This window comes from bacterium, assembly GCA_035295165.1.
Classification (GTDB): Bacteria; Sysuimicrobiota; Sysuimicrobiia; order Sysuimicrobiales; family Segetimicrobiaceae; genus JAJPIA01.
The window spans coordinates 13799-39837 of record DATGJN010000003.1; the positions used below are offsets into that span (position 1 = coordinate 13799).

Genomic DNA, 26039 nt, shown 5'->3' on the forward strand with positions numbered 1-26039 from the left:
GGAGGCGCGAGATGTCACCCGTTCACGTCTACGACGTACTCCTCCGAGCTCGACAGAAGCTGTTCGAGTGGGTGCGCCCGCTCGACCAGGCTCAGTACGCGCAGCCGTTTCCGTTCGGGGCGCGGTCCGTCCGCGGCTGTCTCGTGGAAATCGCCCGGGCGGAACTGTTTCTCGCGATGCGGCTCCGGGAGGAGCCGCTGCCGCCGCTCGCCGAGTGGCCGATCAACGAGCAGCGCCTGCCGACATTCGCGGAGCTCGAGCGCGTGTGGACGGCGCAGTCGCAGCAGACGCGCGCCACGCTGGCCGAGACAACGGATTGGGACCGTACCGTGACCTGCCGCCTCGTGCGGCCGAACCAGACAGTACTGCTCACGGCGACAAAGGCGGACATCGCCACGCAGATCATGATGCACGAGGTCCATCACCGCGCGCAGGCCATGGCGATGCTGCGGCAACTGGGCGTGGAGGCCCAGAACCTGGACCACATCCGCTTTACGCAAACCACGGTGCCACAGAACTAAGGCGCGCGCCGACGGTCTGTGTCGTTTCGCCACGCCGCTCCGTTGCGCGGATGGTGTGGACACCCGCCCTTCTCCGACCCGCCGCCCGGGCGTCTCCCTGGCGATCGACGCCGGTCACGGGAACTTTCGACGACCGGCAATCGCTGTGAGCGTGTGAAGGTCACACGTAGGTCCAACCACACGCGACGCACTGGCCGGAGCCTCGACCGTGCGTCGCGACGCGAAGGGAGAAGGACGACCATGAGAAGCACGCTTGTGGCATGCGCCGTCGCGCTCGTCATCGCCGGGGGGGCGATCGCTCTGCCGATGACCGCGTCGGCCGTGACCGTCGTCGTCATCGCGCCCGGACCGCCGCCTGCGGCGCAGTACGAAGTGGTCCCGGCGACGCCGGGCCCCGGCTGGGTGTGGGTCGGCGGGCACTGGGCGTGGAACGGCGGCCGGTGGGTCTGGATACACGGGTATTGGGCGAGAGGACCGCGGGCGGGGGCCGCGTGGGTTCCCGGACACTGGGTCCCGCGAGGAGGCGGGTGGGTCTGGGTCGAGGGCCACTGGCGATAGGCTCGCGCTAGTGCGCGTCGCGAGGCGGCGCGCGGTCACGACGCGGACCCACATCGGCACCCGCGTGGCCGTGTGCCGCCTCGCGCACTCGCGAACCGCTAGACCCGCGCGTTCGCCCGGACAACCTCGGCGATCCCCCGGGCGCGCTTGCCGAGAGTCCCGGACGCGGATCGCCCGCGCGCGGACGAGACGTCCCTCGTCACCCCGACGTCTCGTCGCAGATCAGAGGCGTGGGGTGGGTCACCGGAGAAGACACCTACCATGCCCGGCGGGTATCGAATCGGCCTCGATATCGGCGGCACCTTCACCGACCTCGTGCTGGCGGACGAGCGTGCCGGTGGGATCCGCCTCCACAAGGTGCTCACCACCCCCGACGATCCGGCCGAGGGCGCGCTGCGGGGCCTGATCGAACTGTGCGACGCGGCGGAGATCGCCCTTGGGGACGTCGACGCGCTCGTTCACGGCACGACCCTGGTCACCAACGCGATCATTGAGCGCGCAGGCGCTCGGACCGCGCTCCTCACGACCCGTGGGTTCCGCGACATCCTCGAGATGGGCAAGGAGCAGCGGTACGACATCTACGACCTGTTCTTGCAGTACCCCGATCTGCTCGTCCCGCGGCGCTGGCGCATCGAGGTCGACGAACGCGTCACCCGCGACGGCACCGTGCTGACGCCGCTCGACCCGGCGCAGGTGCGGGCCGCGGCGCGCGATCTCGCATCCCAGGGCATCGAGGCGGTCGCGGTCGTGTTCCTCCACGCCTATGTCAATCCGTCGCACGAGCGCGCGGTCCGCGATCTCCTGCGCGAGGAGGTTCCGGCGCTCAGCGTGTCGATCTCAAGCGAGATCGATCCCGAGATTCGGGAGTACGAGCGCAGCTGTACGACCGTCTGCAACGCGTACGTCCAGCCGCTCGTAGACCGGTATCTGCGCCGTCTGGACACGGCGCTCGCTGCGCGTGGGTTCCGCGGCCGGTTCGCGCTGATGCAGTCGTCGGGGGGCACGATCGCGCCCGACTCGGCGCGCCGGTTCCCGATTCGCCTGCTCGAGTCGGGCCCGGCGGGCGGCGCGCTCGTCACGGCGTTCTTCGGCGAACAGCTGGGCCGGCGCGATCTCGTCGCGTTCGACATGGGCGGCACGACCGCAAAGCTGTGTCTGATCCGGGACGGCCGGCCCGAGATCGCGCCGTCGATCGAGGCGGCACGCGTCCATCGCTTCAAGCGAGGTTCGGGCCTGCCGGTCACCGTGCCGGCGGTCGACATGATGGAGATCGGCGCCGGCGGTGGCTCGATCGCGCGCGTTGACACGCTCGGCCTGCTCAAGGTCGGCCCGCACAGCGCGGGGGCCGTCCCGGGCCCCGCGTGCTACGGCCGCGGCGGCGTCGAAGCGACCGTCACCGACGCATGCCTCGTGCTCGGGTATTTCGACCCCGGCTACTTCTTGGGCGGGGCGATGCCGCTCGATCGGCGCGCGGCCGTCGCCGCGCTCGAACAGCTCGGCGCCCAACTGCGGCTCGACCCCGTCGCGGCGGCATGGGGGGTGCACCAGATCGTTGCCGAGAACATGGCTGCGGCGGCGCGCGTCTACCTGATCGAGCGCGGGCAAGATCCCCGCCGGTTCGCGATGGTTGCCTTCGGCGGCGCCGGGCCCGCCCACGCGTCGCGCGTCGCGCGCATTCTCGGCCTCTCCGAGGTGATCGTCCCGCCGGCATCGGGGGTCGCGTCCGCGCTCGGGTTCCTCGTCTCGCCGACGAGTTTCGACCTGGTCCACTCCCTGCCGGGCCTGCTGGACACCCTCGATTGGGACACGGTCGACGCGCTCTACGGCCGCATGGAGGCGGAGGGACGCGCGATGCTGGCAGCCGCCGGTGTCTCCGGGGATCGAGTCACGTCTACCCGACGCGCCGAGATGCGCCTCGTCGGCCAGTTCCACGATATCGAGGTCGCGGTCCCCGCCGGGCGGCTCACCCGTACCGTCGCACCGACCCTGGGCGCCGCATTCGAGTCGGAGTACCGACGGCTCTACGGCACGTTTCTTGCCGGGCGGCAAATCCAGGTTCTGAACTGGCGGGTCCTCGTGACCGGCCCGCGGCCGGAGTTCGCGCTCGCCGCCGGCCGCGTCGATCCGTCCGCGAGCGCGGCGGCGGCGCTCCGCGGGCGTCGGTCCGCCTACTTTCCCGAGACGGAGGGATTCGTGGAGGCACCAGTGTACGACCGGTACCGACTCACACCCGGGTGCGCCGTGCGCGGTCCCGCCATCGTCGAGGAGCACGAGGCGACCACGGTCGTCGGGCCGGGAGACACCCTCAGGGTCGACGCGCTGTCCAACCTGCTGATCCAGATCAACGCGGCCGCGGCGGCGACGCCGCCCGGAGGTGCCCGGTGAGCACGGCCTTCGACCCGATCGCGCTCGAGATCATGTGGAGCCGGCTCGTCAACATCTCCGAGGAGTGCTGGATCACGATCTGGCGCACCGCGTTCAGCACGATCATCGGGGAGGCGCAGGATTTCGGATGCGAGTTGTTCGACGCGAACGCCGAATCGATCGCGCACTCGCCGCGCTCGATGCCCGCGTTCAATCTGACCCTGCCGCTCGCGGTGCAGCACGTGCTCCGCGCGTTCCCGAAGGAGACGCTCGCGGACGGCGACGTGCTCGTGACCAACGACCCCTGGATGTGCGCGGGCCACCTCTACGACCTCGCGGTCGTGACGCCCGTGTTTCGGCGGGGCGGGCTCGTCGGCATCGTGGGCTCAATCGGCCACTGTTCCGACATCGGCGGCACCCGCGATTCGCTCCACGTGCGCGAGGTGTACGACGAGGGGCTGCAGATTCCGCCGCTCCGGCTCTACCGCCGCGGCGCGCTGAACGAAGATCTGGTCGCGATGATCCAGGCCAACGTGCGACGGCCGGAGATGGTGCTCGGCGACATCCAAGCCCAGGTGACCAGCAACCAGGTCGGCGCCACCCGCCTGGTCGCGTTCATGGACGAGTACGGCTTGGACTCCCTCACGCGGCTGGCGAGCGAGGTCCAGTCGCGCGCGGAGGGCGCGATGCGCGACGCGATCCGGGCCGTCCCCGAGGGCACGTATCACAGCGAGGTCGGGTTCGACGGCATCGACGAACCGCTCCGCCTGCCGTGCGCGGTGACCGTTCGCGGCGACGAGATCACCGTGGACTGGACCGGCGCACCGCCGCAGCTGCCGCGCGGCGGGATCAACTGCACGTATCACTACACGGCGGCGCACACCACCTACGTGCTGAAGTCGATTCTGACGCCGGAGATCCGGTCCAACGCGGGCTGCTACCGGCCCTTCCACGTCATCGCGCCGGAAGGGTCGATCCTCAACTGCCGCTACCCGGCGTCGGTCAACGAACGGACGCACACGGGCTGGTACCTCGGTCCCGCCGTGTTCATGGCGCTGGCCCCGGTTCTGCCCGACCGCGTGCAGGCGTTCACGGGGCTGCCGATCGGCATGCGCGCCTACGGCGTCGACCGGGACGGCCGCGTCTTCAACGACCACCTGTTCCAGGGCGGCGGACAGGGCGGCAGCGCGCACGGCGACGGCAAGTCCGCGCTGCTGTATCCGACGTCCGCCGCCAACGTGTCTGCCGAGATGTACGAGAGCCGCGCACCGTTGCTCGTCGAGTGCAAGGAGCTGATCCCGGACTCGGGGGGAGCCGGCCGCTTTCGCGGCGGACTCGGCCAGCGCGTCCGCATGCGCCTGCTCGAACCGAGCGCGCAGCCGGTGCTCGTGGAGTTCCGCCCGCACGGTCGGCTCGTCGCGACGCCGGGGCTCCGCGGCGGACTCGCCGGAGCGCTCGCGCGGGCGTACCTGCTCGAGCGCTCCGACGGTGGAGACGGCGTCCAAGAGCGCGGCGACGCCGGCGTCGTCGAGATCCACACGCCGGGGCAGCGGGCCACGATCGAGATCGCCGGCGGGAGCGGTTACGGCGTCCCGACCGACCGCCCGCTCGACGCGGTCCAAGCCGATCTTAACGAAGGGTACATCACGCCTCGGGGCGCCGCCGCGTACGGGGTCGCCGTGGATGCACGGGGCCGGGCGCGGCGTCCCGAGGCCACGCGGACCCGCCGGTAGTCCGGCTCGTCTCGCCCTCAGCGCGCCTCAGTCGTGTACCGCTCCACCCATTCGACGACGCGGCTGACCACGTCGACCCGGTGGCTCGGGCGGCCGGACCCCCGGAACGCATGGCTCTGTCCGGGATACCGGATGAACTCCGCGGGCGTCCGCCCGGCGGCGAGCAGGCCCGCGTAGAGTTCCTCGCCTTGACCGATCGGGCATCGATCGTCGGCTTCGCCGTGGACGATCAGCGTCGGCGTGACGACGCGTTGGACGTAGTTGATGGGCGACAGCCGACGGTACGTCTCCCGGTGCCCCACAAGATCGCCGCGGAGCTCCCACGGACCGAACCACAATCCGATGTCCGACGTTCCGTGAAACGACTCGAAGTTGACGACGGGTGCGCCGACGACCGCCGACTTGAACCGGTCGGTGTGCGTGATCGTCCACGCCGTCATGAAGCCGCCGTAGGAGTAGCCGCTGACGGCGAGCCGGGCCGGGTCCGCGATCCCGGCCGCGACGAGCGCGTCCACCGCGGCGAGCTGCTCCGGGAGATCGTGCTCGCCCCACCGACCCCGGATGCCGTGTGCGAACGCCTTGTCGTAGGAACCCGAGCCGGTCGGGTTCAGTTCGAGTACCGCCCAGCCGTGCATGGCCAGCACGAACGCGTGGAGCGACCCCAGCGGAAACGCGTTGCCGTGATAACTGTGCGGGCCGCCGTGGATCTCCACCAGGAGCGGCGCCGGGCCGCGGCCGCCGATGGGGTGAACGACCCACCCGTCCAGTTCCCCGCCATGAGGGCTCGCAAACGCCCTCCGCTCCACGCGGGGAAGCGCGACCTCCGACCGCCAGTCCGCGTTGGCACGCGTCAACCGGCGTTCCTCCGAACCGTCCTCCCGACTCGCGTACGCGTCCCCCGGCACGTGCCACTCCGTGGCGCAGAACGCGATCCGGCCCGCCGCCGCGGAAAACCCCTGCACTTGACGCTCCCCGCCGACGACGAGCCGCGCCGCGCCGTCTGCGACCGACACCCGCGTCACGTGCACGTTCCCGGCGTCGGCGATCGGCACCGTCACGGTGCGGCCATCCGGCGACCACCTGGGAGGCGTGGTCGCCTCGGGCGGCCGCGCCAGCGCCACCGCGCGGTGATGCGTCGCGGTGATCGCGCGGGCGGGCCCGCCCGCCGCCGGCACCACCCAGACGCGCACCATGGCGTCGCCGAGCCCGGGGTCTTGCTCGTCATGGCCGTAGAACGCGATGAGCCGGCCGTCGGGGGACCAGGAGGGGGCGACCACCCGGCCCACCGCGTCCGAGAGATGACGGGCGTTGTGGCCGTCGGCGTCCATCACCCAAAGGTCGAACAGGCTGTAGTCGGTCGTCCCGGTGCGCGCGCGGGCGAAAGCGAGGTGACGCCCGTCGGGCGACCACGCGGGCGTGAGATGCTCCGCATCCACGACGGTGCGCTGGGAGACGCTACCGTCGTCCACCACCGCGACAAAGACGTGGGACACGCTGTCGAACGTGTACCCCGCCCCGTCCGTCTTGTATTGTGCGCGGGTCACGACCCGCGGCCGCTGCGCCCACCGGTCCCGGGCCTCGCGATCGGCGGGCGGAGCGTCCTCGGCGACCCGTGCGCAGAATGCGATCCGCGAGCCGTCGGGCGCCCACACCGCCGCGCCGGCACCGCCGGGCAGCGAGGTCAGCCGGGAGGGCTCGCCGCCCGCGACGGGGAGCAGGTAGAGTTGAGCGGGACGCCCGTCGCGATCGGACAGAAACGCAATCCAGCGGCCGTCGGGCGACCAGCGCGGCGTTGAATCCCGACCGGCGCTCCGGGTGACCCGAACGTGATCACCCCCGCCGACCGGCACCATCCAAATCGCGGAACGGTACTCGTCCCGCTCGAGATCCGTCTCGGTACGCGTATACGCAACGAGACGGCCGTCTGGCGAGAGCTGCGCGTCGGACATGGTCACGATCTTCCCGATGTCGTCGGGCGTGAGGGGACGCGGGGAATCAGGCACAGGTCTTCCTCCCTCTCGGATGGTCGGTACGGGCGCATGTCTCCTTTCATGACGGCCACACCGCGGTCCTGCGCATGGACGAGACGCGCATACCCCGATGCCGCGGCGACCGATCCGGTCCGCGACATCGGGCGGCCAGCCCCCCCGAATCGGGTCCGGGCCCGATCCACCAGACGCAGCCAAGCGGGCATGATAGGGGTCAAACAACGAACCGGGGGTGGACACGATGGCCGTCGCAACATCCGCTTACACGCAGCACACCGAGAGCCTGCCCGTCTTTCAGGACACCGTCTGCCGGGTGTGCGGCCACGACGACGCCGTGGGAGTGCGACACCACGGGACCGTCCTCTGCCTGGACTGCTACCGACGGACGGCGCGCGCGGAGCGGCTCGCCAGCCGACACGGCGCCAATGCCTCGATCCGGCGCATGAGGCTCGACCACATGGGCCTCGGACGCCATCCCCAACCGGCGTCGCCCGAGCACCCGCCCACTGTCTCCGCGTAGCCCGGCCAGGCGCCACCGGGTGCCGCCGCCCGGGACGGGCCGACGGATCGGGCGCCCGCCGGATACTCAGCGCCGACGCCGCCGCCTAGAGTGGAACTGGGGAACGGGGCAGTAGCGTGACGACGGACTCGGAGGCTGGCGCATGATTGATCCGAGACAGTTGACTCAGCTTACGACGCTCGACCGCGACAATGTGCTATCGATGTCGCTCGACATCGACCCGACGAAACCGGAGCACCAGACGCCGAATCCGGCGTACCGAATTTGGCTGCACCGAGCCGTGCACGATCTGGTGGAGCGGCTTCCCGAAGGGCGTCGCGAGGAAGCGCGACGGACGGCCCGCCGGATTCTTGCGCGCGTGGACGAAACCCCGCCACGCGGCCGCGGGCTGGCAGTGTTTGCAGGTCCCGATCTGTGGCGCGAATACCCCCTGCCCATCCCGCTCCCCAACCGGGTGCGGTACGGCCGGCCCGATCTCATGGGGCTGTTGTGGGCATCCGCCGAGTACAGCCCGTACGCGATCCTCATCGTGGCCCGCGATCACGCGCGGATCGCCGTCGCATACCTCGGCGGCGTCGCCATCGTGGACGATCAAGTCCTCCATCTGGATCCGAGCGACTGGCGGTTTAAGAGCGGCCGCGTCCGCACCGCCGCCCGGCTCTCCGGCATCTCCGCCGGCCGTGGCACGCAGCGCGACGCGTTTGATGCGCGCATCGATGCGGAGCACCGCAAATTTTGGCACGAGGTCGCGACGTCGGCGACCCGCGACCTCGACGAACGCGGGATCGATCGGCTGATCCTGGCGGGCCCGGAGGAGGCGACGAGCGCGGTGCGCACGGCCCTGCCGGCACCGCTCAGGAACCGCATTGTGGGCACGATCGGGCTTGCGGCAACCGCTCCCGTGGAGGAGATCGCACGTCGGACGCTGCCGCTGGCGCTCGCAGACCGTCACCGGCATGAGGGCGCACTCGTTGCGGACGTTCTGGCCGGGGGCCCCGAAGGCGACCGAGGCGTTGCCGGTCGCGCGGCGACCTTGGAGGCGCTGATGAGCGGCGACGTTCGCGTGCTCGTCTCCGCCCGCGATGTGGACGGGAACGTCTGGGAGTGCCACGCCTGCGGGTACATCGCCGCGGCTCAGGCCGAGCGGTGCCCGATGTGCGGTGGGGCGTTTGAGAGCGCGGCGCTCGCGCAAGTGCTCCCGGTGTTCGCGCGCCGCCACGGGGCGACGCTCGAACTGATCGGGCCGCAGCAATCCGGCCGCCTCGCGGACGGCCTGGGAGGGGTGCTTCGGCATCCCCGGCTCGCGCGGCCCGCGTAGGCGCGGGGACCGGCACAGCAAAGGAGGGTACTGCGATGCGAGTAGTGCTCGCCACGGACGGCTCGCGACACGCGGAACGCGCGGCCCAGTGGGCGGTCGCATTTGCCACTAAGCTCGGAGACGTCGACGTGACGCTCGTCAACGTCGGGCACATCCCGGCCGCGCCGATCACCGGTCCGGGCGTACACGGCGTTGTGGAGTTCCGGGTCGTCACGGAGTCGCTCGAGCGGGCGGGTGCGGAGATCCTCGCCCGTACCGCAGAGTTGTTCAAGGGGAAGGCCGTCGAGATACGTTGTCTGTACCGCACGGGCGACCCGGCACACGAGATCCTCAAGGTCGCCGAGGAGGCCCACGCGGATCTGATCGTCCTCAGCCGGCGTGGGCTCGGCCGGATCGGCGGGCTGATCCTCGGCAGCGTCAGCGAACGCGTCCTCCACGGAGCCCACTGCCCTGTGGTCGTCGTGCAGTAGCGCGGGAGGGCCCTGGCCGCGGCCCGGGCGCGATCGTCGCCCTGTCGGGCCTGCGGCGGCCCGGGAGGTGGTTCTCGATGATCTTCATGGATCGCCGAGACGCCGGCCGGCAGCTGGCCGACGCGCTGATGCGACGCACCCTCGAACACGCTACGATCCTCGGGCTCGCGCGGGGCGGTGTGGTCGTCGCCCGAGAAGTCGCCCGCGCGCTCCACTCCCCCTTTGACGTCGTCGTCGTGCGCAAGATCGGCGCGCCGGGCAATGAGGAGTTCGCGATCGGCGCCGTTGGAGAGGATGGCGCGGCAACGCTCGACGCCGACACGATCGCCGCGTTGACGATCCCGACCACCTACGTCGACGACGCGATCGGACGCGCCCGCGAGGTGATCCGGCGACGCGCGGCCCTGTACCGGCGCGACGGACCGCCCGAGCTCCGCGGCAGAACGGCCGTGCTCGTCGATGACGGGATCGCGACGGGACACACGATGGAGGCCGCGATCGAAACCGTGCGGCGCTGGGGGGCCGTGCGGGTCGTCGTCGCAGTCCCCGTGGCCGCGCAAGACACGGCCCGGCGTCTGCGGGGCCTGGTCGACGAGCTCGTGGTGCTGTCCGAACCGGCCCACTTCATGGCCGTCGGGCAGTTCTACCGGTTGTTCCCGCAAGTGAGCGACGACGACGTGCAAGACGCGCTCGGGATGCCGGCCGGAACGGCCCGCGAGGCCGGCCCGCAGCCGGCGTAGCCGCGGAGAGGGTGCCGCCACGATGTCGCGGAGGTCGCCTTCGCGCAGGACTCGCCGGGCAGGAGGCGAGCGATGAGCGTCTCCCGAACGATCGCGCGCCTGCGGCGGCTCGACGCCTACCGGTGGGAGATCCCCGTGGACTACCGACCGGGGATGCGCGTACCGGGCGTCATCTACGCGGATGAGCGCGTGCTGCCCGATCTCGAGGAGGATCGCGCGATCGATCAGGTCGCGAATGCCGCGACGCTGCCGGGCGTGGTGCGTTGGGTCGTCGCCATGCCAGACATCCATTGGGGGTACGGCTTCCCGATCGGCGGCGTGGCGGCGATGCGCTTCGACGACGGCGTCGTCTCCCCGGGTGCCGTGGGCTACGACATCAACTGCGGCGTTCGTCTGCTGCGCAGCGCCCTGAGCGAGGAAGAGATCCGGCCACACCTCGCCGCGCTGGCCGACCGACTGTTCCACGCGGTCCCCACCGGTGTCGGCGCGCAGGGCGGTCTCGTGCTCGACCGAGCAGCGTTGGACGACGTCCTCGTCGGCGGCGCCGCGTGGGCCGTCGGGCGAGGCCTGGGGCGCCCGGGCGATCTCCGCCACATCGAGTCACAGGGCACCATCCCCGGCGCGCGCCCCGAGACCGTGAGCGCGCGGGCGTGCGTCCGCGGTCGGGATCAACTCGGCACCCTCGGCGCGGGAAACCACTTCCTCGAGGTGCAACGGGTCGATGAGATCTACGACCGCGACCTCGCTGCGGCGTTCGGCGTCAACCGGCTCGGGCAGATCACCGTGCTGCTCCATTGCGGCTCTCGAGGGTTCGGGCACCAGGTCTGTGACGACTACCTGCGTCTCTGCGCGCCGCGCGCGGCGGGCTACGGGATCACCCTGGTCGACCGCCAGCTGGCGTGCGCGCCGATCCGGTCTCCCGAAGGTGAGGCGTATCTCGGGGCGATGGCCGCCGCCGCCAATTACGCGTTCGCCAACCGGCAGGTCATGACGCACCGGGTCCGCGAGGTGTTCGAGGAGGTCCTCGGTCGCACCGCCGCGTCGCTCGACATCGAGATCGTGTACGACGTCGCGCACAACATGGCGAAAATCGAAGAACACGTGGTCGACGGGCGGCGGCTGACGGTGTGCGTGCACCGCAAGGGTGCGACACGCGGATTCCCCGCGGGGCACCCGGACGTGCCGTCCGAATATCGGGACGTCGGCCAGCCGGTGTTCGTCCCGGGAGACATGGGCCGGTACTCGTACGTCGTCGTCGGGACCCAGCGTGCACTCGCGGACGCGTTTGGGTCGGCCCCGCACGGCGCGGGGCGGCTGCGCAGCCGCGGGGCCGCCCGGCGCCTGTTGCGCGGCGTCGATCTCGTGGACGCGCTCGCCCGGCGCGGCGTGCTCGTCCGCGCCAAGAGCCGAGGGTTGCTCGCCGAGGAAGCGTCGGAAGCGTACAAGGACGTGGCGGATGTCGTGCGGGTGAGCGACGGGGCGGGCCTCACACGACGCGTCGTACGACTCCGACCGCTCGCTGTCATCAAAGGGTGACGCCGGAGCTCCGCTCCCGCAGGCGGACCGGAGCCGGCGTCTAGTTCAGACGTCGAGGAGGACCCGGGCTTCCCACCCGCCGTTGATTCGCGTGAGCTCGAGATTGTGATACGTTGCCGCCTTCACCACCCGACGGGACGTGTGCCGACGCTCGTCAAACGCATCCCCGACAAGATCGGCCTCGAGCGCGGTCTCGGTGAGTGACCTCACGCGGCACCGGCGCGGAAGAAATCGCCGGGCGTCCAGCAGATACAGGATCTCATTGAGCCATGCCGCGAGCAGCGTCTCACGGTCGGAGGCGGAGACGGTGACGCGCTCGACGATGGCCTCGCGGAGGCCGCGGGGATCAACGATCAGCGAGACCAGCCCGTACGCCGCGTTGACGTAGAGCGCCCGCAGCGTCCGCCCGCGGACGATCAGCCCGATATCGGCTGTGTGCTCAAACGTCTCGAACGGCCGCAGCCCGTTCCGGCGCCCCTTCGCGCTCATCGCGCCCACCCCGCGTCATCGTAGCGGCACTCGAGCGGCAGCGCCATCGGGCCCTCGATCCATTCGCGTTTCCCGCCGGGTGCCGGACCGCCCCCGTGCGCACCGGGCCGCAGACGAGCGAATCGGGCGACCGCCTGATTCCCCAGGCGCTCGCGACGGGCTACCGTGAAGATGGAACCGGAGCCGTTTTCGACGGGGGTGAGGCAGATGCAGCCTACATGCGTCGACCGCTTGTGCGCCTATCTCCGGGAACAGGGCATCGCGCACACGGCCAGCCACCATCCGACCCGATTCACAGCCCAGGAGCTCGCCCAGGTGGAGCATGTTCCCGGCAACCTGGTCGCCAAGGTCGTCCTGATCCTCGCCGACGAGACACTGGAAATGGTCGTGCTGCCGGCGACGATGAAGGTGGACGCGGAGTTGGTGGAGGCCGAGACCGGCGCCGAACGCGTCCGACTCGCCCGCGAGGACGAGTTCGAGCACGTGTTTCCGGACTGCGAAGTCGGCGCGATGCCGCCGTTTGGCCAGCTCTACCACGTCCCCGTGTTGGTGGACTCGACGTTGGCGCGGGATCCGGTGATCCTGTTCAACGCCGGCACCCACCAGGACGTGATCACGATGTCCTACACCGACTTCGAGCGGCTGGTGAAGCCGCGGGTCGGGCGCTTCTCGAGAGTCGCTCAGGCAGCCTGACCGCTTTGCGGCGGGCAGGCCACGGAGCCGCTACGCCGCCGTAGCGCGCCGCGCAACGGTTCGCAGGGCGTTGCGCGGCGCTTCGCTTCGAGGGGCAAGGAAACCCGTTACGGGGGCTGGATCTCGACCACCGGATCGCCGATCTTGACGGTGTCCCCGGGTTTGACGGCAACGCGGGCGACTTGACCGTCGGCCGGGGCGACCGCGGCAAGCGCAGGCGTGGGACTTGTCGCGGTTTGCACGTAGACGAGGGGGTCGCCCTGCTTGACCGCCTGGCCGGCGCGCACCAAGCCCTGGGCCACGACCGTTCCCCCGATCGCTGCGTGCACGACGACGGGAGATCTCTGGGCAGCCGCCCGCGGCGCCACGCCAAGCGAGGCGACCAGGAGCGCCAACATCACCGCCGCAACCGGCGTCCGCATCGGCTCTCTACTCCCCCGTCCCCGCCAAGTAACGTACAAACCACGCGCGCGCCAACAGCGCAACCGCGACCAGGGTCCCGGGCTCTTCAAACAGGTGCGTTGCGCCTGGGACGATCGCGAGCTCCTTCTCCGTCTGCAACGCACGCAGCGCGTCCCGGTTCAACGCGAGGACCGTGTGGTCTCGTTCTCCGACGATCAACAGGGTGGGCGCGCGAACTCGCGCCAGCGCGTCCCCGGCCAAGTCGGGGCGTCCTCCGCGGGACACGATCGCACCGACCGCCGGGCGTTCCGCGGCCGCGATCAACGCGGCCGCCGCGCCCGTGCTGGCGCCGAAGTAGCCGATCCGGAGCCCACGGGTATCGTGGTCGCGGAGGACCCAGTCCGTCACCGCGAGCAACCTCGCGCCCAGGAGTGCGAGATCAAATCGCAGGTGGGCGGTCACCGCATCCGCCGTCCCCTCGTCGGGTGTCAGCAGGTCCGTCAGCAGCGTCCCAAGACCGACCTCGCGGAGTGCGCTGGCGACGAGCCGGTTCCGGGGACTGTGGCGACTGCTGCCGCTCCCGTGCGCGAACAGCACAATCGCCCGGGCCCCCTCCGGAATCTCCAGCACACCCTCAAGCGTGCCGCCTTCGACGGAGATCCGGACCGCCCGCTCCCCGATAGGCATAATTCAACCCTCCGCCGCGGCCGATCCCGACCGATGACGCTCGGCCGGCATAGAGTCCAACAACAGCCGACCACGTCTTCCCCGCCGAGCTCCAGGGTAGCAACTCCTGCCTCGGGAAACGATCGGGCGGGCAACCGATTCCGCAGCCCCCCGCTCCGCGCCCTATCTGGCCGACCGACGATCGGGCCAGAAATCCGCGAAATCGGGCCGAAACCCTATGATCGGGCGTCCCGACGTGCGGTAGCATCGTCTTGGGGAAGGTCCTCAACGAGGGGGTTACATCATGACAACGACATCCGAACCGATCGTCCTGGCGCCGACTGATATGTCTGCGGCGTCGATCGACGGGGTAGCGTACGCTGTCGGGCTCGTCCGCCGCCTCCAGGCGCGGCTTGTGCTGTTGCATGTGCTATCGCAGCAGCACGTCGACGAACGGGTGGACGCCGGGGAGTTCGTTGACGTGCAACTCGAGACCGAACACGCGAGACTGCAGCACTGGTATTTTGCGTCGGTGCCGCGGGCGGCGCGCGAGTTTATCCAGGCCGACCTGAAGGTGGCCATCGGCGATCCGGCCGCGGAGATCCTCGCGCTCGCCGAGACCCTCCCGGCGGAGATGGTCGTGATGACGACGCACGGCCGCACGGGGCTGCAGCGAGCCCTGCTCGGGAGCGTTGCGGAGGCCGTCGTGCGGCAGGCACCCTGCCCCGTGCTCACGCTCCGGGCGGCCCGCGTGCTGGTCGCCGCGAGGTAGCCGGCGCCCCTCACGGTCGCACTACCAACCAGCCGGTAGGCGATACCCGCCTACCGGCTGTGGGTCAGCGTGGCTAGCTGGCTTTCCAGGGCGCCGGTCCGCCGGCGGTACTGCAACTCCGTGCGGACAGCTTCGAACACGTACTGCAAGACGGCCGGCGCCATCGAACACTGCCGTTCTCGCTCAAGCGTCCAGATCAGCTCGGCCAGTCCCTTTGCGGCATCCGCCGCGCCCAGGTTCCGGTCGGGCGTGCCGGCGGCCGCGCGCGCCGGGCGATCGCGGGCTCGCTCGTTCGCGGACCCCTCGGCGGCGCGGATCCACGGCACCCGGGCTGGTGTATCGAGGTCTCGGTCGGGAGGTCCCGGGGCTGTCCCCAGTGCGCCGCGCGGCGTTGCGGGCGCGCGATACTCGGGGGCCGGGCGCGCCCGCGGGCCCGCGTCGGCGTCACACGAAGATCCCGGCGGCGCCTCGTCCCACGGTGTGACCGCCTCGCTCAGGAACGCCACCGCGGCAAGCGGCGGCAACGTGACCACGATCGAATACGGCTGACCGTGGCACGGCACCCGCTCGCTCGGCAGCCCGCCGTTGTCGATGCCGCTCCCCCCGTACTCTCGGGCGTCGCTGTTGAGCAGTTCACGCCAGAACCCGCCGCGCGGCACGCCGACCCGGTACCCGTGACGCGGGACCGGCGTGAAGTTCAGAATCCCGACGACCACGGTGTCTGCGGACGGCCCGCGCCGCACCAGGCTGATGACGCTTTGCTCGCGATCGCTACAGTCGATCCACGCGAAGCCTCGCGGATCGCAATCCCACGCGTGCAACGCGGGTTCCGTGCGGTACACTCGGTTGAGCGTCCGAACCCAGCGTTGCAGCCCGAGGTGCGGGGAGTGCTCCAACAAGTGCCAGTCGAGACTCTCGTCGTGACGCCACTCGCGCCACTGCCCGAACTCGTCGCCCATGAACAGGAGTTTCTTGCCGGGTTGCAGATACATGTACCCGAGCAGCAGCCGCAAGTTCGCGAACTTCTGCCACTCGTCGCCGGGCATCTTCGCCAGCAGCGACCCCTTGCCGTGCACGACCTCGTCGTGCGATAACGGGAGAACGAAGTTCTCCGTGAACGCATAGAGCCCCCGGAACGTGAGCGCGTCCTGGTGGTGCCCGCGATAAATCGGATCGCGGGCCATATACTGCAGGGTGTCGTGCATCCACCCCATGTCCCACTTCAACCCAAACCCGAGGCCCCCGCCGCTCGTCGGGCGCGACACCTGCGGCCACGCCGTCGATTCCTCGGCGATCGTCTGCACGGCCGGGTAATGCCGGTAGACCTCCTCGTTGAACCGGCGCAGGAACGCGATCGCATCGAGGTTCTCGCGGCCGCCGTGTTCGTTGGGAATCCACTCCCCCGGGCGGCGCGAGTAGTCGAGATAGAGCATCGACGCCACGGCGTCGACACGCAGACCGTCGGCGTGATACTTCTCCAACCAGAACAGCGCGTTGCTCAACAGAAAGCTCCGCACCTCGTGCCGCCCGTAGTTGAAGATGCAGCTATGCCAGTCGGGATGCAGGCCCCGCCGGGGATCGGCGTGCTCGTACACGTGCGTGCCATCGAAGTAGCCCAGGCCGTGCTCGTCCGTGGGGAAGTGCGACGGCACCCAGTCGAGAATCACGGCGATCCCGTGCCGGTGGAAACAGTCGACGAGGTACATGAAATCCTGCGGCGACCCGTACCGGCTGGTCGGAGCAAAGTACCCGGTCGTCTGATACCCCCAGGAGCCGTAGAACGGATGCTCCATCACCGGCATCAGCTCCACGTGCGTGAAGCCCATGCGTCGGACGTACCCTGGCAGGCGGGCGGCGAGTTCCCGGTAGGTGAGGAAGCGGTAGTCCTCTTCCGGCACTCGCATCCACGACCCCACGTGGACCTCGAAGATGGCCACCGGGCTATCGAGCGCGCTGCGCCGGCGGCGCCCCGCCATCCAGTCCGCGTCCCCCCACACGTAGTCGAGATCCCAGACGACGGACGCCGTGCCCGGCGGTCGCTCCGCGCGCACCGCGAACGGGTCGGCCTTGTCGACCCGATAGCGGCCATCTCGGGAGACGATATGGTACTTGTAGAGCGCGCCGAGCGGCACGTCCGGCACAAAGCGCTCCCAAATGCCGGACCTCGCCCGCGACCGCATTAGGTGTGACGCATTGTTCCACCCGTTGAAGTCGCCGAACACGGACACCTGTTCCGCGCCGGGCGCCCAGACGGCAAAGTGCGCGCCCGGTACGCCGTCGAGCGTCATCGGGCGAGCACCAAGTTTGTCGTACAGACGGACGTGGCTGCCCTCGTTGAACAGATAGAGATCGTCTGCGGTCAGCAACGTCGTGTCGCGGTCCACTGTCGCTTTCATGTGCGCCACGACCTCCCCGGCATCCGCCCTACGCGCGACCGTGTATGTGTCGTGCGCTCTCGCGGTGGGCACGATCCCGTCAATGCGCAGTCAGCAACCTACCGCTGCCACAAGCAGTCAGCAACCTACCGCTGCCACAAGATGAGCCCCGCTTCCGTCGGGACGTGCGCCTCGGGGTGGAAGGGCACGATCCGCGGGGTGTAGTCCGAGGCGGGCCGCGATGTCCGGACGACGGTGCGGTAGTGATATCCGTGTCCGCCGCCCGCCGTCGGCTCGTGCCGCTCCATCTCCACGCGCTCCGCCGGTGTCCCGGCCTCGAGCGCGGGCGCGTACAACTCGACCCGCACCTGCGACGGTTCGATGGCGCCGAGCGCCACGGCGATCTCGAATTGCCACGCGTCGGCGTCGCGCTGGACCTCGAGCGGGCCGAACCGCAGCTCCGGCCAATGCGCGGCGAGGTCGCTCCACCACCCGCGCAGCCCCCGCGCGAGCCGCGCCCCGTCGGCACACCGGCGCCTCACCGCGTCCGTCGCCGGCAGATAGAACGTCTCGAGGTACTCGCGGATCATCCGATTCCCGCTGAACTGCGGCGCGAGGCGCGCCATGCTCGCCCGCATCCGGGCGAGCCACGCGCGCGGCAGCCCGGCGGCATCCCGAGTGTAGAACGCCGGAACGACTTCCTCCTCGAGCAGGCGGTACAGCTGATCCGCTTCCGCGGCGTCCCGCTCCGCATCGACGGCGTCTCCGGGTCCCCCGAGTGCCCACCCTACGTCCGGCGCGTACGCTTCGTCCCACCACCCGTCGAGCGCTGACAGGTTCAAGCCGCCGTTCGCGAGCACTTTCATGCCGCTCGTGCCACACGCCTCCCAGGGCCGCCGAGGTGTGTTGAGCCACACGTCCACGCCCTGCACGAGTTCCTGCGCCAACGCCATGTCGTAGTCCTCGAGGAAGATCGCGTGCTCCTGCACCGCGGGGTGGGCGACGAATTCGGTCCAGGCGCGCACGATCTCTTTGCCCGTTTGGTCCGCGGGGTGCGCCTTCCCCGCGATGATGAGCTGCACCGGTCGCGTGGCGTTGGACAGCAGGTGAATCGCGCGTTTGGGATCGCGCAGCAGCAGCGCCGGCCGCTTGTACTCGGTCATCCGCCTCGCGAACCCCACGGTGAGCACGTCCGGGTCGAGCACGCGGCGGGCCCGTGCGATGGCGTCCGGGCCGGCACCCTGATGCGCGAGCTGGCGGGCCAGGCGCGCTCGCGCATACGTAATGAGATCCCGACACTTCGCGACCCGTAACGCCCACAGCGCGTCGTCGGGGATGCGCTCGATCGCCGTGGTCAACGGAGCGACGTCGCCGCGCCAGCGCTCCCTGCCGCACGCGTCCGTCCACAGCGTGTCGGCCCACGCCGAGTCCCAGGACGGCATGTGCACCCCGTTTGTGACATGATGGACGGGGATCTCATGTTCCGGCCACCGCGGGTACAGCGGTTCGAAGATCCGACGGCTGACCGCCCCGTGCAACCGACTGACGCCGTTCGCCGCCGCGCACCCGCGCATCGCCAGGTACGCCATGCTGAACGGCTCCTGCGCGTCATGCGCGTCCCTGCGGCCGAGGGCCAGCAACTCGGAGGCGGGAATCCCGCCCGGCTCCAGGAGCCCGGGGAGCTGCGTGAAATGCCGCGCGACGAGGTCCGGAGGAAAGACGTCGAATCCGGCGGGGATCGGCGTGTGCGTCGTGAAGAGATTTCCCGCCCGGGTCGCCCAGAACGCGTCCCAGAACGACACCCCGGAGTCCGTCATGAACCGGCGGGCGCGCTCGATCACGACGAATGCCGCGTGCCCCTCGTTGAGATGGCAGATCGCCACCGGCACCCCGAGCGCCTCGAGCGCACGCCAGCCGGCCACCCCCAACACGAACTCTTGCAGAAACCGCTGCTCGATGCCGCCGCCGTACAAGGTGCTCGTGATGCCCCGGTCCGGCGCGCCGTTCCACGGGTCGTTCGTATCGAGCAGGTACAGCGCCAGCCGCCCCACCGTGGCGCGCCAGATGCGGACCCACAAGGTCCGCCCCGGCAGCGCCAACGGAATGCGCAACCACGTCCCCTGGGCCGTGCGGGCGGGCTCGACCGGTAGGCTCGCCGGATCACTATAGGGGTAGGACTCCTGCTGACGCCCGTGTGCGTCGAGGACCTGGCGAAAGTACCCGCTGTGATAGAGCAGCCCGACGCCGACCACCGGCACGCCCAGGTCGCTCGCAGTCTTGAGGTAGTCTCCGGCCAGCACACCGAGGCCGCCCGCGAACACCGGCAGCGCGTCGCTGAGCCCAAACTCCATGCTGTAGTACGCGATCGGGCCGATTGCGGCGCCGGGATACGCGCGGACGCACCAGCCCGGGTCCCGCAGATATCGCCGGCGCTCGTCGGTGAGACGCCGCAGCGCGTCCAGGAACTGTCGATCTCCCGCGAGCCGTTCGAGCGTCGGCCGGGGCACGTCGTGCAGGACGAGCCACGGGTTCCGAAACCGCGCCCACGCTTCCGCGCTCAACGCCCGCCACAACGCGTCGCCGGCGTGGCTCCAGGTCCACCGAAGATCCAACGCGAGCTCGTGGAGTCCTTCGAGCCCCGTGGGCAGATCAACGCGCAACGCGGCGTGCAATCGGTCTCACCCACCCGTCCTGCAGAGACAACGCCGCCCGGCGTCGTCCCCGCTCGCATGTGTGGTCACGGCTAGCGGCGCGGACGCCTTGTCCGGCACCTTGACAGAGGTGTTCTCGCTCGTGGATTCCCGGGCGCTCGCACCTTGTTCTTCGGTGCCCGCACCAGACGGCGCCCGGCCCGCATCCGGCGCACACGGATTGCTCGTCGTCGAGTATTTCCTCTCCTGGTCCGGTTATTCCCCTCGCGGCACCACTATACAAGGTGTCGCGGCGACTGTGGATGTGTGGCCCGGACGCCGGGGGTGCGCCCGGGTCCTGAGGAAAATCGGGCCCGTACCCGATACTCGCCGATGGGAATGGTTCGTACCGTGAAGATGGAGCGTATCGGCGCCGGGATCGTCGCCGGGGCGCGGGTGTGTGCGCGGGCGCGATGGATCCACACCGACGCGGTGTGAGAGGACGGTGAACCATGGACGCACCGGTTGACACGGCCCTCGATCTCTACGAACGTTGCGTGGACCGCGCCCGGCGGGCGCTCGCAACCCTGCGGCCGCCGAGGTTCGCACCGCCGGACGAAGCCATGATCCAAGCGCTGGCGGCCGCCACGGTCCCCGATCGCCCCGTCCCCGCGCCGCAGGACGTGCCGCTGCTGATCGATCACACGCTCCTGCGACTCGACGCCACGCCCGCCGAAATCGAGGCCGTGTGCGCCGAGGCCGCGCGGTACGGGTTCAAGGCCGTGTGCATCAACCCTCGCTACGTCCCGCGCGCAGTGGAGGCACTCGTCGGCACGGGCGTCCACGTCTGTACGGTGGTGGGCTTTCCGCTGGGCGCATCGGCGACCGCCGTGAAGGTCCTGGAGGCCCAGCTCGCGATCGAACAAGGCGCGCAGGAACTGGACATGGTGCTCGCCGTGGGGGACCTCAAGGCGGGCCTGTTCGAAGACGTGCGGCGGGACGTCGCCGCGGTGGCGGTGGCCGCCCACGCTGGGCAGGTGCTGCTCAAGGTGATCGTGGAGGCCGGACTGCTCACCGCCACGGAACAGGTGCGCGCGTGCCTCCTGGTCCGCGACGCCGGAGCCGACTTCGTGAAGACAGCGACGGGTTTCGTCGGGCGCGGCGCGACTGAGGAGGACGTCCGCCGACTCCGTGCGGCCGTCGGACCCGCGATGGGGGTCAAGGCGGCGGGCGGCATCCGCACGCGGGCCGACCTGGAACGCATGATGCGCGCCGGAGCGACGCGGATCGGAACGAGCAGCGCCGTCGCGATCATGCGCGAATACGCCACGTAGGAACGCCGTCGTCCGTGCAGGCCTAGGCCACGCTCACGGCGCACGAAGCCGCGGCAGACTGTTTAGACTGCGCCTACCCAGGATTTGCCGCCGCATACGCGGTGATTTACCGAATGGACACGACCGAACCCGAGATCACGTCGTGACGTCGACTGAGGCCGGCACCCGTCGATCCAGAGTCAGTAGCGCCCCTCATCCAGGCGGTAGACGTCGGCGGCAGAGCGTTCGTGCGGCCCGGGCGCCTCAGACGGCGGCGTCTCGGTCGATATCGCGCGGAGCCGCCGCACCAACGCCCGCGCATCCGAGACTGAGACGCTGCGACGATGGACGGAGTAGGCATGCCAGATGTACGCTCTCGCGGCGTCGTCCGCCGTGCCGGAACACACGCGCGCCCCACACACACACACAACCTCGAAGCCCGTCCGCCGCTGAGACTCGGACCGTTCCGCGACCCCAACGCCGCCACTGCCGCCGGCGCGAGCGCCCTGCGTCGACACCGCCCCACCCTCCGCACTGTAATGTCTTTCACGTCCAAGGCTACGCGCGGGCGGCTGGGGTGACTATCCGGCGAACACCCGATTATAGAGGTACTGCCGTGCCGGCACGAGCCGCCGCCCGGCGTCCTAGTGATTCGGGACTCTGGCAAGCGTCTTGCACGTGCCCTTGAAGCCGCCCTGGTTCCACTGCACCATCATCAGATCGCAGTTGTGTTTTGTCGTAAAAGGGCCGAGGTAGATTGATCCGGTGTCATTAAGCGTCGCAGTGTTCGGCGGAACGGGAGACACGACCCACCACGCGAACATCAGACCGAGCACCAAGAGTCGCTTCATGCTGATCACCTCCCTCCGCGAGTCGGCCCTGACTATCGAAAGTTGCCCGCATAACGCACTACGGCCCCGGCTTCCCAATTTCGAGGGTGCCGAGGCCATAGTGTCTTACGCCGAATCGCGTCCCGCTGTTAGCGGACAATGAGATGGCCAGTTAGCAGCAGCACGCCTGCTCCTAAGAGCAGCAACGCAACTAACATAGCCGTGTACCTCCCTACTCTGCCGTACCCTTCACCCACATTGTCCCCGAATCAGAGATACGCTTAACGGCTGTAGATGTTGACGGCGCGGTCGGCGAGGAACACAGGTCTCCTGGCTTCAGCCTCAGCGTACCAGCACGCGATGGCGACGGACATCACCATGTCGTCGTGTCCCGAGACGGCGGGCGTAACTCGTCTTGCCGCGAGGGGTCTGCGATGCGCAGAAGTTGCTCATCTCGCGGTGGAACTGCGGGAGCAACGTCAGCTCTCGGGCAATTTTGAACCGGCCACTTTGAATCAACATCAAGAGTCCGTGCACGACATCCGCCTTGGGCACGTTCGTGTAGTGCTGTTGCTTCCCGGTCGTCAAGGTGACCGCGAACGGACGCAATCCGATGGCGTTCAAATAGTCGATGACGGGCGCGCCAATGCCGGTCCCATCGACGGCTAGCAGCGGCGGTGCCGGTGATGTCCGCACCCCCTGACCCCCGCCGAGTATGGCGCGGCGTTCGAGAAGGCGACGGGTCGGCGGTACCGCCCGGCGGGCAAGCTCAACTACAACGCCCATCGCGCCGAGCATTTGAACCTATGAATCGGGCGGTTGCTTAGTTTATTCACGAATGAAGGACTGATGCAAGTAGCCCAACTCGTACCAAAGAGCTACCTCGTCTGCAAATCGTTGACCTTCATGGATGGGGCGCTTCAGCAATGCCCGCATTGCGTTCTTTCCCACCCTCAGTGCTGAAGAGAGAAGAGACGGCCGCCTGCGCACGCCAATGAGAAACACTGTTCTCCCGTGCCAGTAGGCGCGGCGGCGGAAGAATCGGCGCTTGAGGCGCGATGACGGAACATGATGCGTCACCACGGCACGTCCAGTGTAGAAGACGCCACCGCCCGCGCGTTGGATCCGCCAGCATATCTCAGTGTCTTCACCACGCCCAAGGCGCGGGAGAAACGCGCCCGCGCGATCAATGGCGCTTCTGGCGATCGAGAAATTGGAACCGTAGAGCTCTCCATGGTGAGGGAGCCTGATGACCCCTTCGCCAAGATCGAGCTCGCCCAGGTACCCAGTCAGGTACCTTATGGACGGGTCAAACCAGCGGGGAAGCTTGTCCGGAAGATCCAAGACGATCTTCCCACCTACACACCAGGCGTCGGAGAACTGTTCATACACTCGATGCAACTCCTCAAGCCAATCCGGGGCAGCTATCGCGTCATCATCCACAAAGGCGATAACCTCGCCGCTGGAGTGCGCGATCCCTGTGTTCCTCGCGTAGCTAGGGCCTTGCTGACCCTCGAAGACATAGCGGACTCTGTCGAGAGAACGCACCATGGCTGCCGTAGAATCTGACGAGTTGTTGTCAACAACGACGACCTCAAAATCGCATCGGGTATTCTGTCGAAGCAGGCTGTTCAACGTAGCCGTGATTTGATCGGCCCGGTTATACGTGGCGACTACGATAGAAAAGGAGAGCATGCGTCTCCCCCTTGCCCACTGCACACACGTCAGCCACTCCTCTGAAGATTAAGCTCCGTTTGTAATCGGGCAATATCGAACATCAAAGCCGTTCCGCGATTTCGTCCTCTTGAGTGCCCCGTATCGTCCTCTTGAGTGCCCGATACCGTGCCCACCGGGCCTCAACCGCCTTGCACGCCAGGGCTTTGCGTTCCGCCGGGCTCCGCTTCCGATTGGCCGCCTGGGCCCCTAGACGGCCCAAGGCCGTGGCCGCCGTCTTGATTAGGTCCTTCTGCTGCGGATCACCGTTCTTCATCTCCCTACGGTGCGCCGAGACATTCCTGAGTCGTGGAATCGTATCTCCGCTCAGACCCTAACGCGTCACGTTTGCGACCCATTTCCACGAGCGGGTCCGGAGCTCGTATGCGTTCCCGGGGCGAGGTGGCGGTGACTATCCGGCGAACACCCGATTCCTGAGACGGGCGGCGACGCGGGCTTCGCGGCTGGACCCCACGGCGTAGATCGTCAGCACGGCGGCGAGGATCATGCCGAGCCCGAGCAGTTGCGCGGGGCGGATCGGCGCATGCCGGGTCGCGGCGACGAACAGCGTGGTCACGATCGGCGCGCCCGCGGAGATCGCCATGACCCCCGTGGCCGACGCATGGCGCAGCCCCCAGAGCTCGGTCAGCGTGAACGCCAAGAGGATCCCACCGGTCACCAGGGCAAACGCCCACTGGACCGGCGATAGGTGGAGGGCCGCGCCGAGCCGTCCGGTCGCCGCCGTGTACGCGAGCAGGAGCGCGGACCCGACCGTCATCTTCATCGCGACGACGACCGCGACCGAGATCGTCCGGAGCGCCGCTTTGATGAGGAGCGCGCCCAACGCAAACAGCACGGTGCTGGCCACCAGAAACGGGACGCCCGCGTCCATGTGGACGGCCCCGAGCCTCAGCCCGAGCGCCAAGCCGCCGGCCAGCACGGCCAGCGCGCAGACGACCGCGCGGCCCGGCCGCTCCCCCAGCAGGACGGCGGCCAACACGGCAACCAGGAGGAACTGGGAGTGGTCGATCACCGCGGCCGTCGCCGCGGTGCTGATCTGGAGCCCACGGAAGTCGAGCGCGTAGGCGACGCTGCCGGCCACGAGCGCGATGAGCGCGAGCAGGCCCCACTCGCGCCGACCCAGACCGGCCAGTTCGCGCCGGTGGGCCGCGCTAAACAGCAGTGGCAGCACGACCGCGGCGCCGACGACGCCGTTCTTCAGCGTCGTGTACAGCGTCGAATCCGCGAACGCCCGTACCCCGATGCTGTTGATGAAGATCGCGAACCCGCTGATCAGCGCGTTCAGCGCCGCGAACTGATATCCGAGGCGCGGGTCGGCGGCGTCCGCCGCGTCTCCACCGCGACCGCGCACCGCGCCGGTCAGGCGCGGCACCGTGCGGACCGCTTCCAGGACAGCCCCGCTTCGAGGCGGGCGAGCCACTCCGCCATCCCCTCTCCGGTTCGAACCGACACCCGGACGACGTCGAGCCCGGGCCGGACCGCGTCGAGCGCCTGCCGCGCCAGGATGTCGTCGTACCCGGCCGGCCCCGCCAAGTCCAGCTTCGTCACCACGACGAGGTCGGCGGTGCTGAAGATCGTGGGATACTTCTGAGGTTTGTCCTCGCCCTCGGTGACGGAGAGGAGCACCGCGCGCAGGTCTTCGCCCAGATCGTAACTCGCCGGGCAGACCAGATTCCCGACGTTCTCCAGAAACAGCAGGTCCAGCGCCGAGAGATCCCAGTCCCCCAACGCGCGCGCGACCATCTCCGCGTCGAGGTGGCACACCGTCCCCGTCGTGATCTGGCGCACGGGCGCGCCGCTCTCCCGCAGCCGCATCGCGTCGTGGTCGGTCGCGAGATCGCCGACCAGCGCAGCGACGCGGTACCGCACGCGCAAGCGCCGCAGCGTTTCACACAGCAGCGCGGTCTTCCCCGCGCCGGGGCTCGAGACCAGGCTGACCACGCCCACGCCGGCCGCGCTGAACCGCCGACGCAGATCTCTCGCCAGCGCGTCGTTCTTCGTGAGGACGGCCTGTCGCACTTCAACGATCCGCGGGGTCATCGCCAGACACCTCCAACGCGGTCAATTCCAGTTCGCGGCCGCGTACCACGTCCACCACGGGCTCCCCGCACACGGGACACCGCAGGGGAAACCCGTCCACCACGCGCGCGTCCCGGCAGCGGCCGCAGAACACCGCGACCGGCACGTGCTCGATCACCAGCCGCGCGCCGTCGAGCGCCGTACCCCGGCACGCCACATCGAACGAGAATCGGAGGGCATCCTCCACCACCCCGGCCAGCGCGCCGAGCCGGAGGTGCACGGCCTCGACGCGGGCGCCGCCGTCGAGCGGCCCCGCGTGCTCCGCGGCCAGATCCACCAGGCTCATCGCGATCGACAGCTCGTGCATC

23 protein-coding genes and 1 pseudogene are annotated in these 26039 nt (G+C 69.4%); 12 read left to right on the plus strand and 12 right to left on the minus strand.

The genetic code is table 11. The features are described from left to right. Positions 1 to 11: 11 nt before the first annotated feature. From VKZ50_00340 to VKZ50_00355, 4 genes are all read left to right on the plus strand, one after another. Complete coding sequence (locus VKZ50_00340) at positions 12 to 521, plus strand: DinB family protein (protein HLJ58163.1); 510 nt, start codon at positions 12 to 14, stop codon at positions 519 to 521. A 240-nt stretch (positions 522 to 761) separates the two neighbouring features. Continuing rightward, positions 762 to 1079: a YXWGXW repeat-containing protein gene (locus VKZ50_00345; GenBank protein HLJ58164.1), complete on the plus strand. Its 318-nt coding sequence runs from the start codon at positions 762 to 764 to the stop codon at positions 1077 to 1079. A 261-nt stretch (positions 1080 to 1340) separates the two neighbouring features. Next, positions 1341 to 3464, plus strand: coding sequence for a hydantoinase/oxoprolinase family protein (locus tag VKZ50_00350; protein ID HLJ58165.1), 2124 nt, complete (start codon positions 1341 to 1343; stop codon positions 3462 to 3464). Next, entirely contained in the window at positions 3461 to 5176 is a 1716-nt protein-coding gene (locus VKZ50_00355) for a hydantoinase B/oxoprolinase family protein (GenBank protein HLJ58166.1), read from the plus strand. The genes VKZ50_00350 and VKZ50_00355 overlap by 4 nt, the downstream gene beginning before the upstream one ends. A 17-nt stretch (positions 5177 to 5193) precedes the next feature. Here the strand turns inward: VKZ50_00355 and VKZ50_00360 are convergent, their stop codons facing one another. Next, on the minus strand, positions 5194 to 7179 hold the full coding sequence (locus VKZ50_00360; protein HLJ58167.1) for a S9 family peptidase: 1986 nt from the start codon (positions 7177 to 7179) through the stop codon (positions 5194 to 5196). 226 nt (positions 7180 to 7405) lie between these two features. Between VKZ50_00360 and VKZ50_00365 the strand changes: the two genes are divergently transcribed. The 5 genes from VKZ50_00365 (at position 7406) to VKZ50_00385 (ending at position 11748) form a co-directional block, all read left to right on the plus strand. Further along, positions 7406 to 7684 (plus strand): hypothetical protein, encoded by a 279-nt coding sequence (locus tag VKZ50_00365; GenBank protein ID HLJ58168.1) that lies wholly within the window; start codon positions 7406 to 7408, stop codon positions 7682 to 7684. Positions 7685 to 7826: 142 nt separating this feature from the next. Further along, positions 7827 to 9002: a VLRF1 family aeRF1-type release factor gene (locus VKZ50_00370; GenBank protein ID HLJ58169.1), complete on the plus strand. Its 1176-nt coding sequence runs from the start codon at positions 7827 to 7829 to the stop codon at positions 9000 to 9002. A gap of 35 nt (positions 9003 to 9037) precedes the next feature. Continuing rightward, positions 9038 to 9472 (plus strand): universal stress protein, encoded by a 435-nt coding sequence (locus VKZ50_00375; GenBank protein ID HLJ58170.1) that lies wholly within the window; start codon positions 9038 to 9040, stop codon positions 9470 to 9472. Between the two features lie 77 nt (positions 9473 to 9549). Continuing rightward, on the plus strand, positions 9550 to 10212 hold the full coding sequence (locus VKZ50_00380; GenBank protein HLJ58171.1) for a phosphoribosyltransferase family protein: 663 nt from the start codon (positions 9550 to 9552) through the stop codon (positions 10210 to 10212). 72 nt (positions 10213 to 10284) lie between these two features. Further along, a complete protein-coding gene (locus VKZ50_00385; GenBank protein ID HLJ58172.1) occupies positions 10285 to 11748 on the plus strand; it encodes an RtcB family protein in 1464 nt (487 codons plus the stop codon). 45 nt (positions 11749 to 11793) lie between these two features. On the opposite strand, the gene VKZ50_00390 is transcribed toward VKZ50_00385, so the two are convergent. Then, complete coding sequence (locus VKZ50_00390) at positions 11794 to 12237, minus strand: archease (GenBank protein ID HLJ58173.1); 444 nt, start codon at positions 12235 to 12237, stop codon at positions 11794 to 11796. Positions 12238 to 12444: 207 nt separating this feature from the next. Between VKZ50_00390 and VKZ50_00395 the strand changes: the two genes are divergently transcribed. Next, positions 12445 to 12930: a YbaK/EbsC family protein gene (locus VKZ50_00395; protein HLJ58174.1), complete on the plus strand. Its 486-nt coding sequence runs from the start codon at positions 12445 to 12447 to the stop codon at positions 12928 to 12930. A 107-nt stretch (positions 12931 to 13037) separates the two neighbouring features. Here the strand turns inward: VKZ50_00395 and VKZ50_00400 are convergent, their stop codons facing one another. Together VKZ50_00400 and VKZ50_00405 are read right to left on the minus strand one after the other, a co-directional pair. Next, entirely contained in the window at positions 13038 to 13352 is a 315-nt protein-coding gene (locus VKZ50_00400; protein ID HLJ58175.1) for a biotin/lipoyl-containing protein, read from the minus strand. Positions 13353 to 13359: 7 nt separating this feature from the next. Next, positions 13360 to 14019, minus strand: coding sequence for a dienelactone hydrolase family protein (locus VKZ50_00405; protein ID HLJ58176.1), 660 nt, complete (start codon positions 14017 to 14019; stop codon positions 13360 to 13362). A gap of 283 nt (positions 14020 to 14302) precedes the next feature. Here VKZ50_00405 and VKZ50_00410 point away from each other — a divergent pair, with 283 nt between their 5' ends. Further along, positions 14303 to 14770: a universal stress protein gene (locus VKZ50_00410; protein HLJ58177.1), complete on the plus strand. Its 468-nt coding sequence runs from the start codon at positions 14303 to 14305 to the stop codon at positions 14768 to 14770. Between the two features lie 497 nt (positions 14771 to 15267). Here the strand turns inward: VKZ50_00410 and glgB are convergent. Together glgB and glgP are read right to left on the minus strand one after the other, a co-directional pair. After that, positions 15268 to 17166: pseudogene (glgB, locus tag VKZ50_00415) on the minus strand (1,4-alpha-glucan branching protein GlgB). 125 nt (positions 17167 to 17291) lie between these two features. Then, the gene (glgP, locus tag VKZ50_00420; protein ID HLJ58178.1) at positions 17292 to 19817 is read right to left on the minus strand and encodes an alpha-glucan family phosphorylase; all 2526 of its coding nucleotides are present in this window, start codon (positions 19815 to 19817) and stop codon (positions 17292 to 17294) included. A gap of 470 nt (positions 19818 to 20287) precedes the next feature. Here glgP and deoC point away from each other — a divergent pair, with 470 nt between their 5' ends. Continuing rightward, positions 20288 to 21109 (plus strand): deoxyribose-phosphate aldolase, encoded by an 822-nt coding sequence (deoC, locus tag VKZ50_00425; GenBank protein ID HLJ58179.1) that lies wholly within the window; start codon positions 20288 to 20290, stop codon positions 21107 to 21109. A gap of 623 nt (positions 21110 to 21732) precedes the next feature. Here the strand turns inward: deoC and VKZ50_00430 are convergent. The 6 genes from VKZ50_00430 to VKZ50_00455 form a co-directional block, all read right to left on the minus strand. Then, entirely contained in the window at positions 21733 to 21939 is a 207-nt protein-coding gene (locus tag VKZ50_00430) for a hypothetical protein (protein HLJ58180.1), read from the minus strand. A gap of 321 nt (positions 21940 to 22260) precedes the next feature. Continuing rightward, positions 22261 to 22614, minus strand: a complete 354-nt coding sequence (locus VKZ50_00435) for a hypothetical protein (protein ID HLJ58181.1) — start codon at positions 22612 to 22614, stop codon at positions 22261 to 22263. A 132-nt stretch (positions 22615 to 22746) separates the two neighbouring features. After that, positions 22747 to 23613 carry a glycosyltransferase gene (locus tag VKZ50_00440; protein ID HLJ58182.1) on the minus strand — a complete coding sequence of 289 codons (867 nt, stop codon included), beginning with the start codon at positions 23611 to 23613 and terminating at the stop codon, positions 22747 to 22749. A 430-nt stretch (positions 23614 to 24043) separates the two neighbouring features. Further along, entirely contained in the window at positions 24044 to 25072 is a 1029-nt protein-coding gene (locus VKZ50_00445) for a DMT family transporter (GenBank protein ID HLJ58183.1), read from the minus strand. After that, positions 25012 to 25692, minus strand: coding sequence for a hydrogenase nickel incorporation protein HypB (gene hypB / locus VKZ50_00450; GenBank protein HLJ58184.1), 681 nt, complete (start codon positions 25690 to 25692; stop codon positions 25012 to 25014). The genes VKZ50_00445 and hypB overlap by 61 nt, the downstream gene beginning before the upstream one ends. Beyond that, on the minus strand, positions 25673 to 26038 hold the full coding sequence (locus tag VKZ50_00455; protein HLJ58185.1) for a hydrogenase maturation nickel metallochaperone HypA: 366 nt from the start codon (positions 26036 to 26038) through the stop codon (positions 25673 to 25675). The genes hypB and VKZ50_00455 overlap by 20 nt, the downstream gene beginning before the upstream one ends. Between the last annotated feature and the right edge of the window lies 1 nt (position 26039).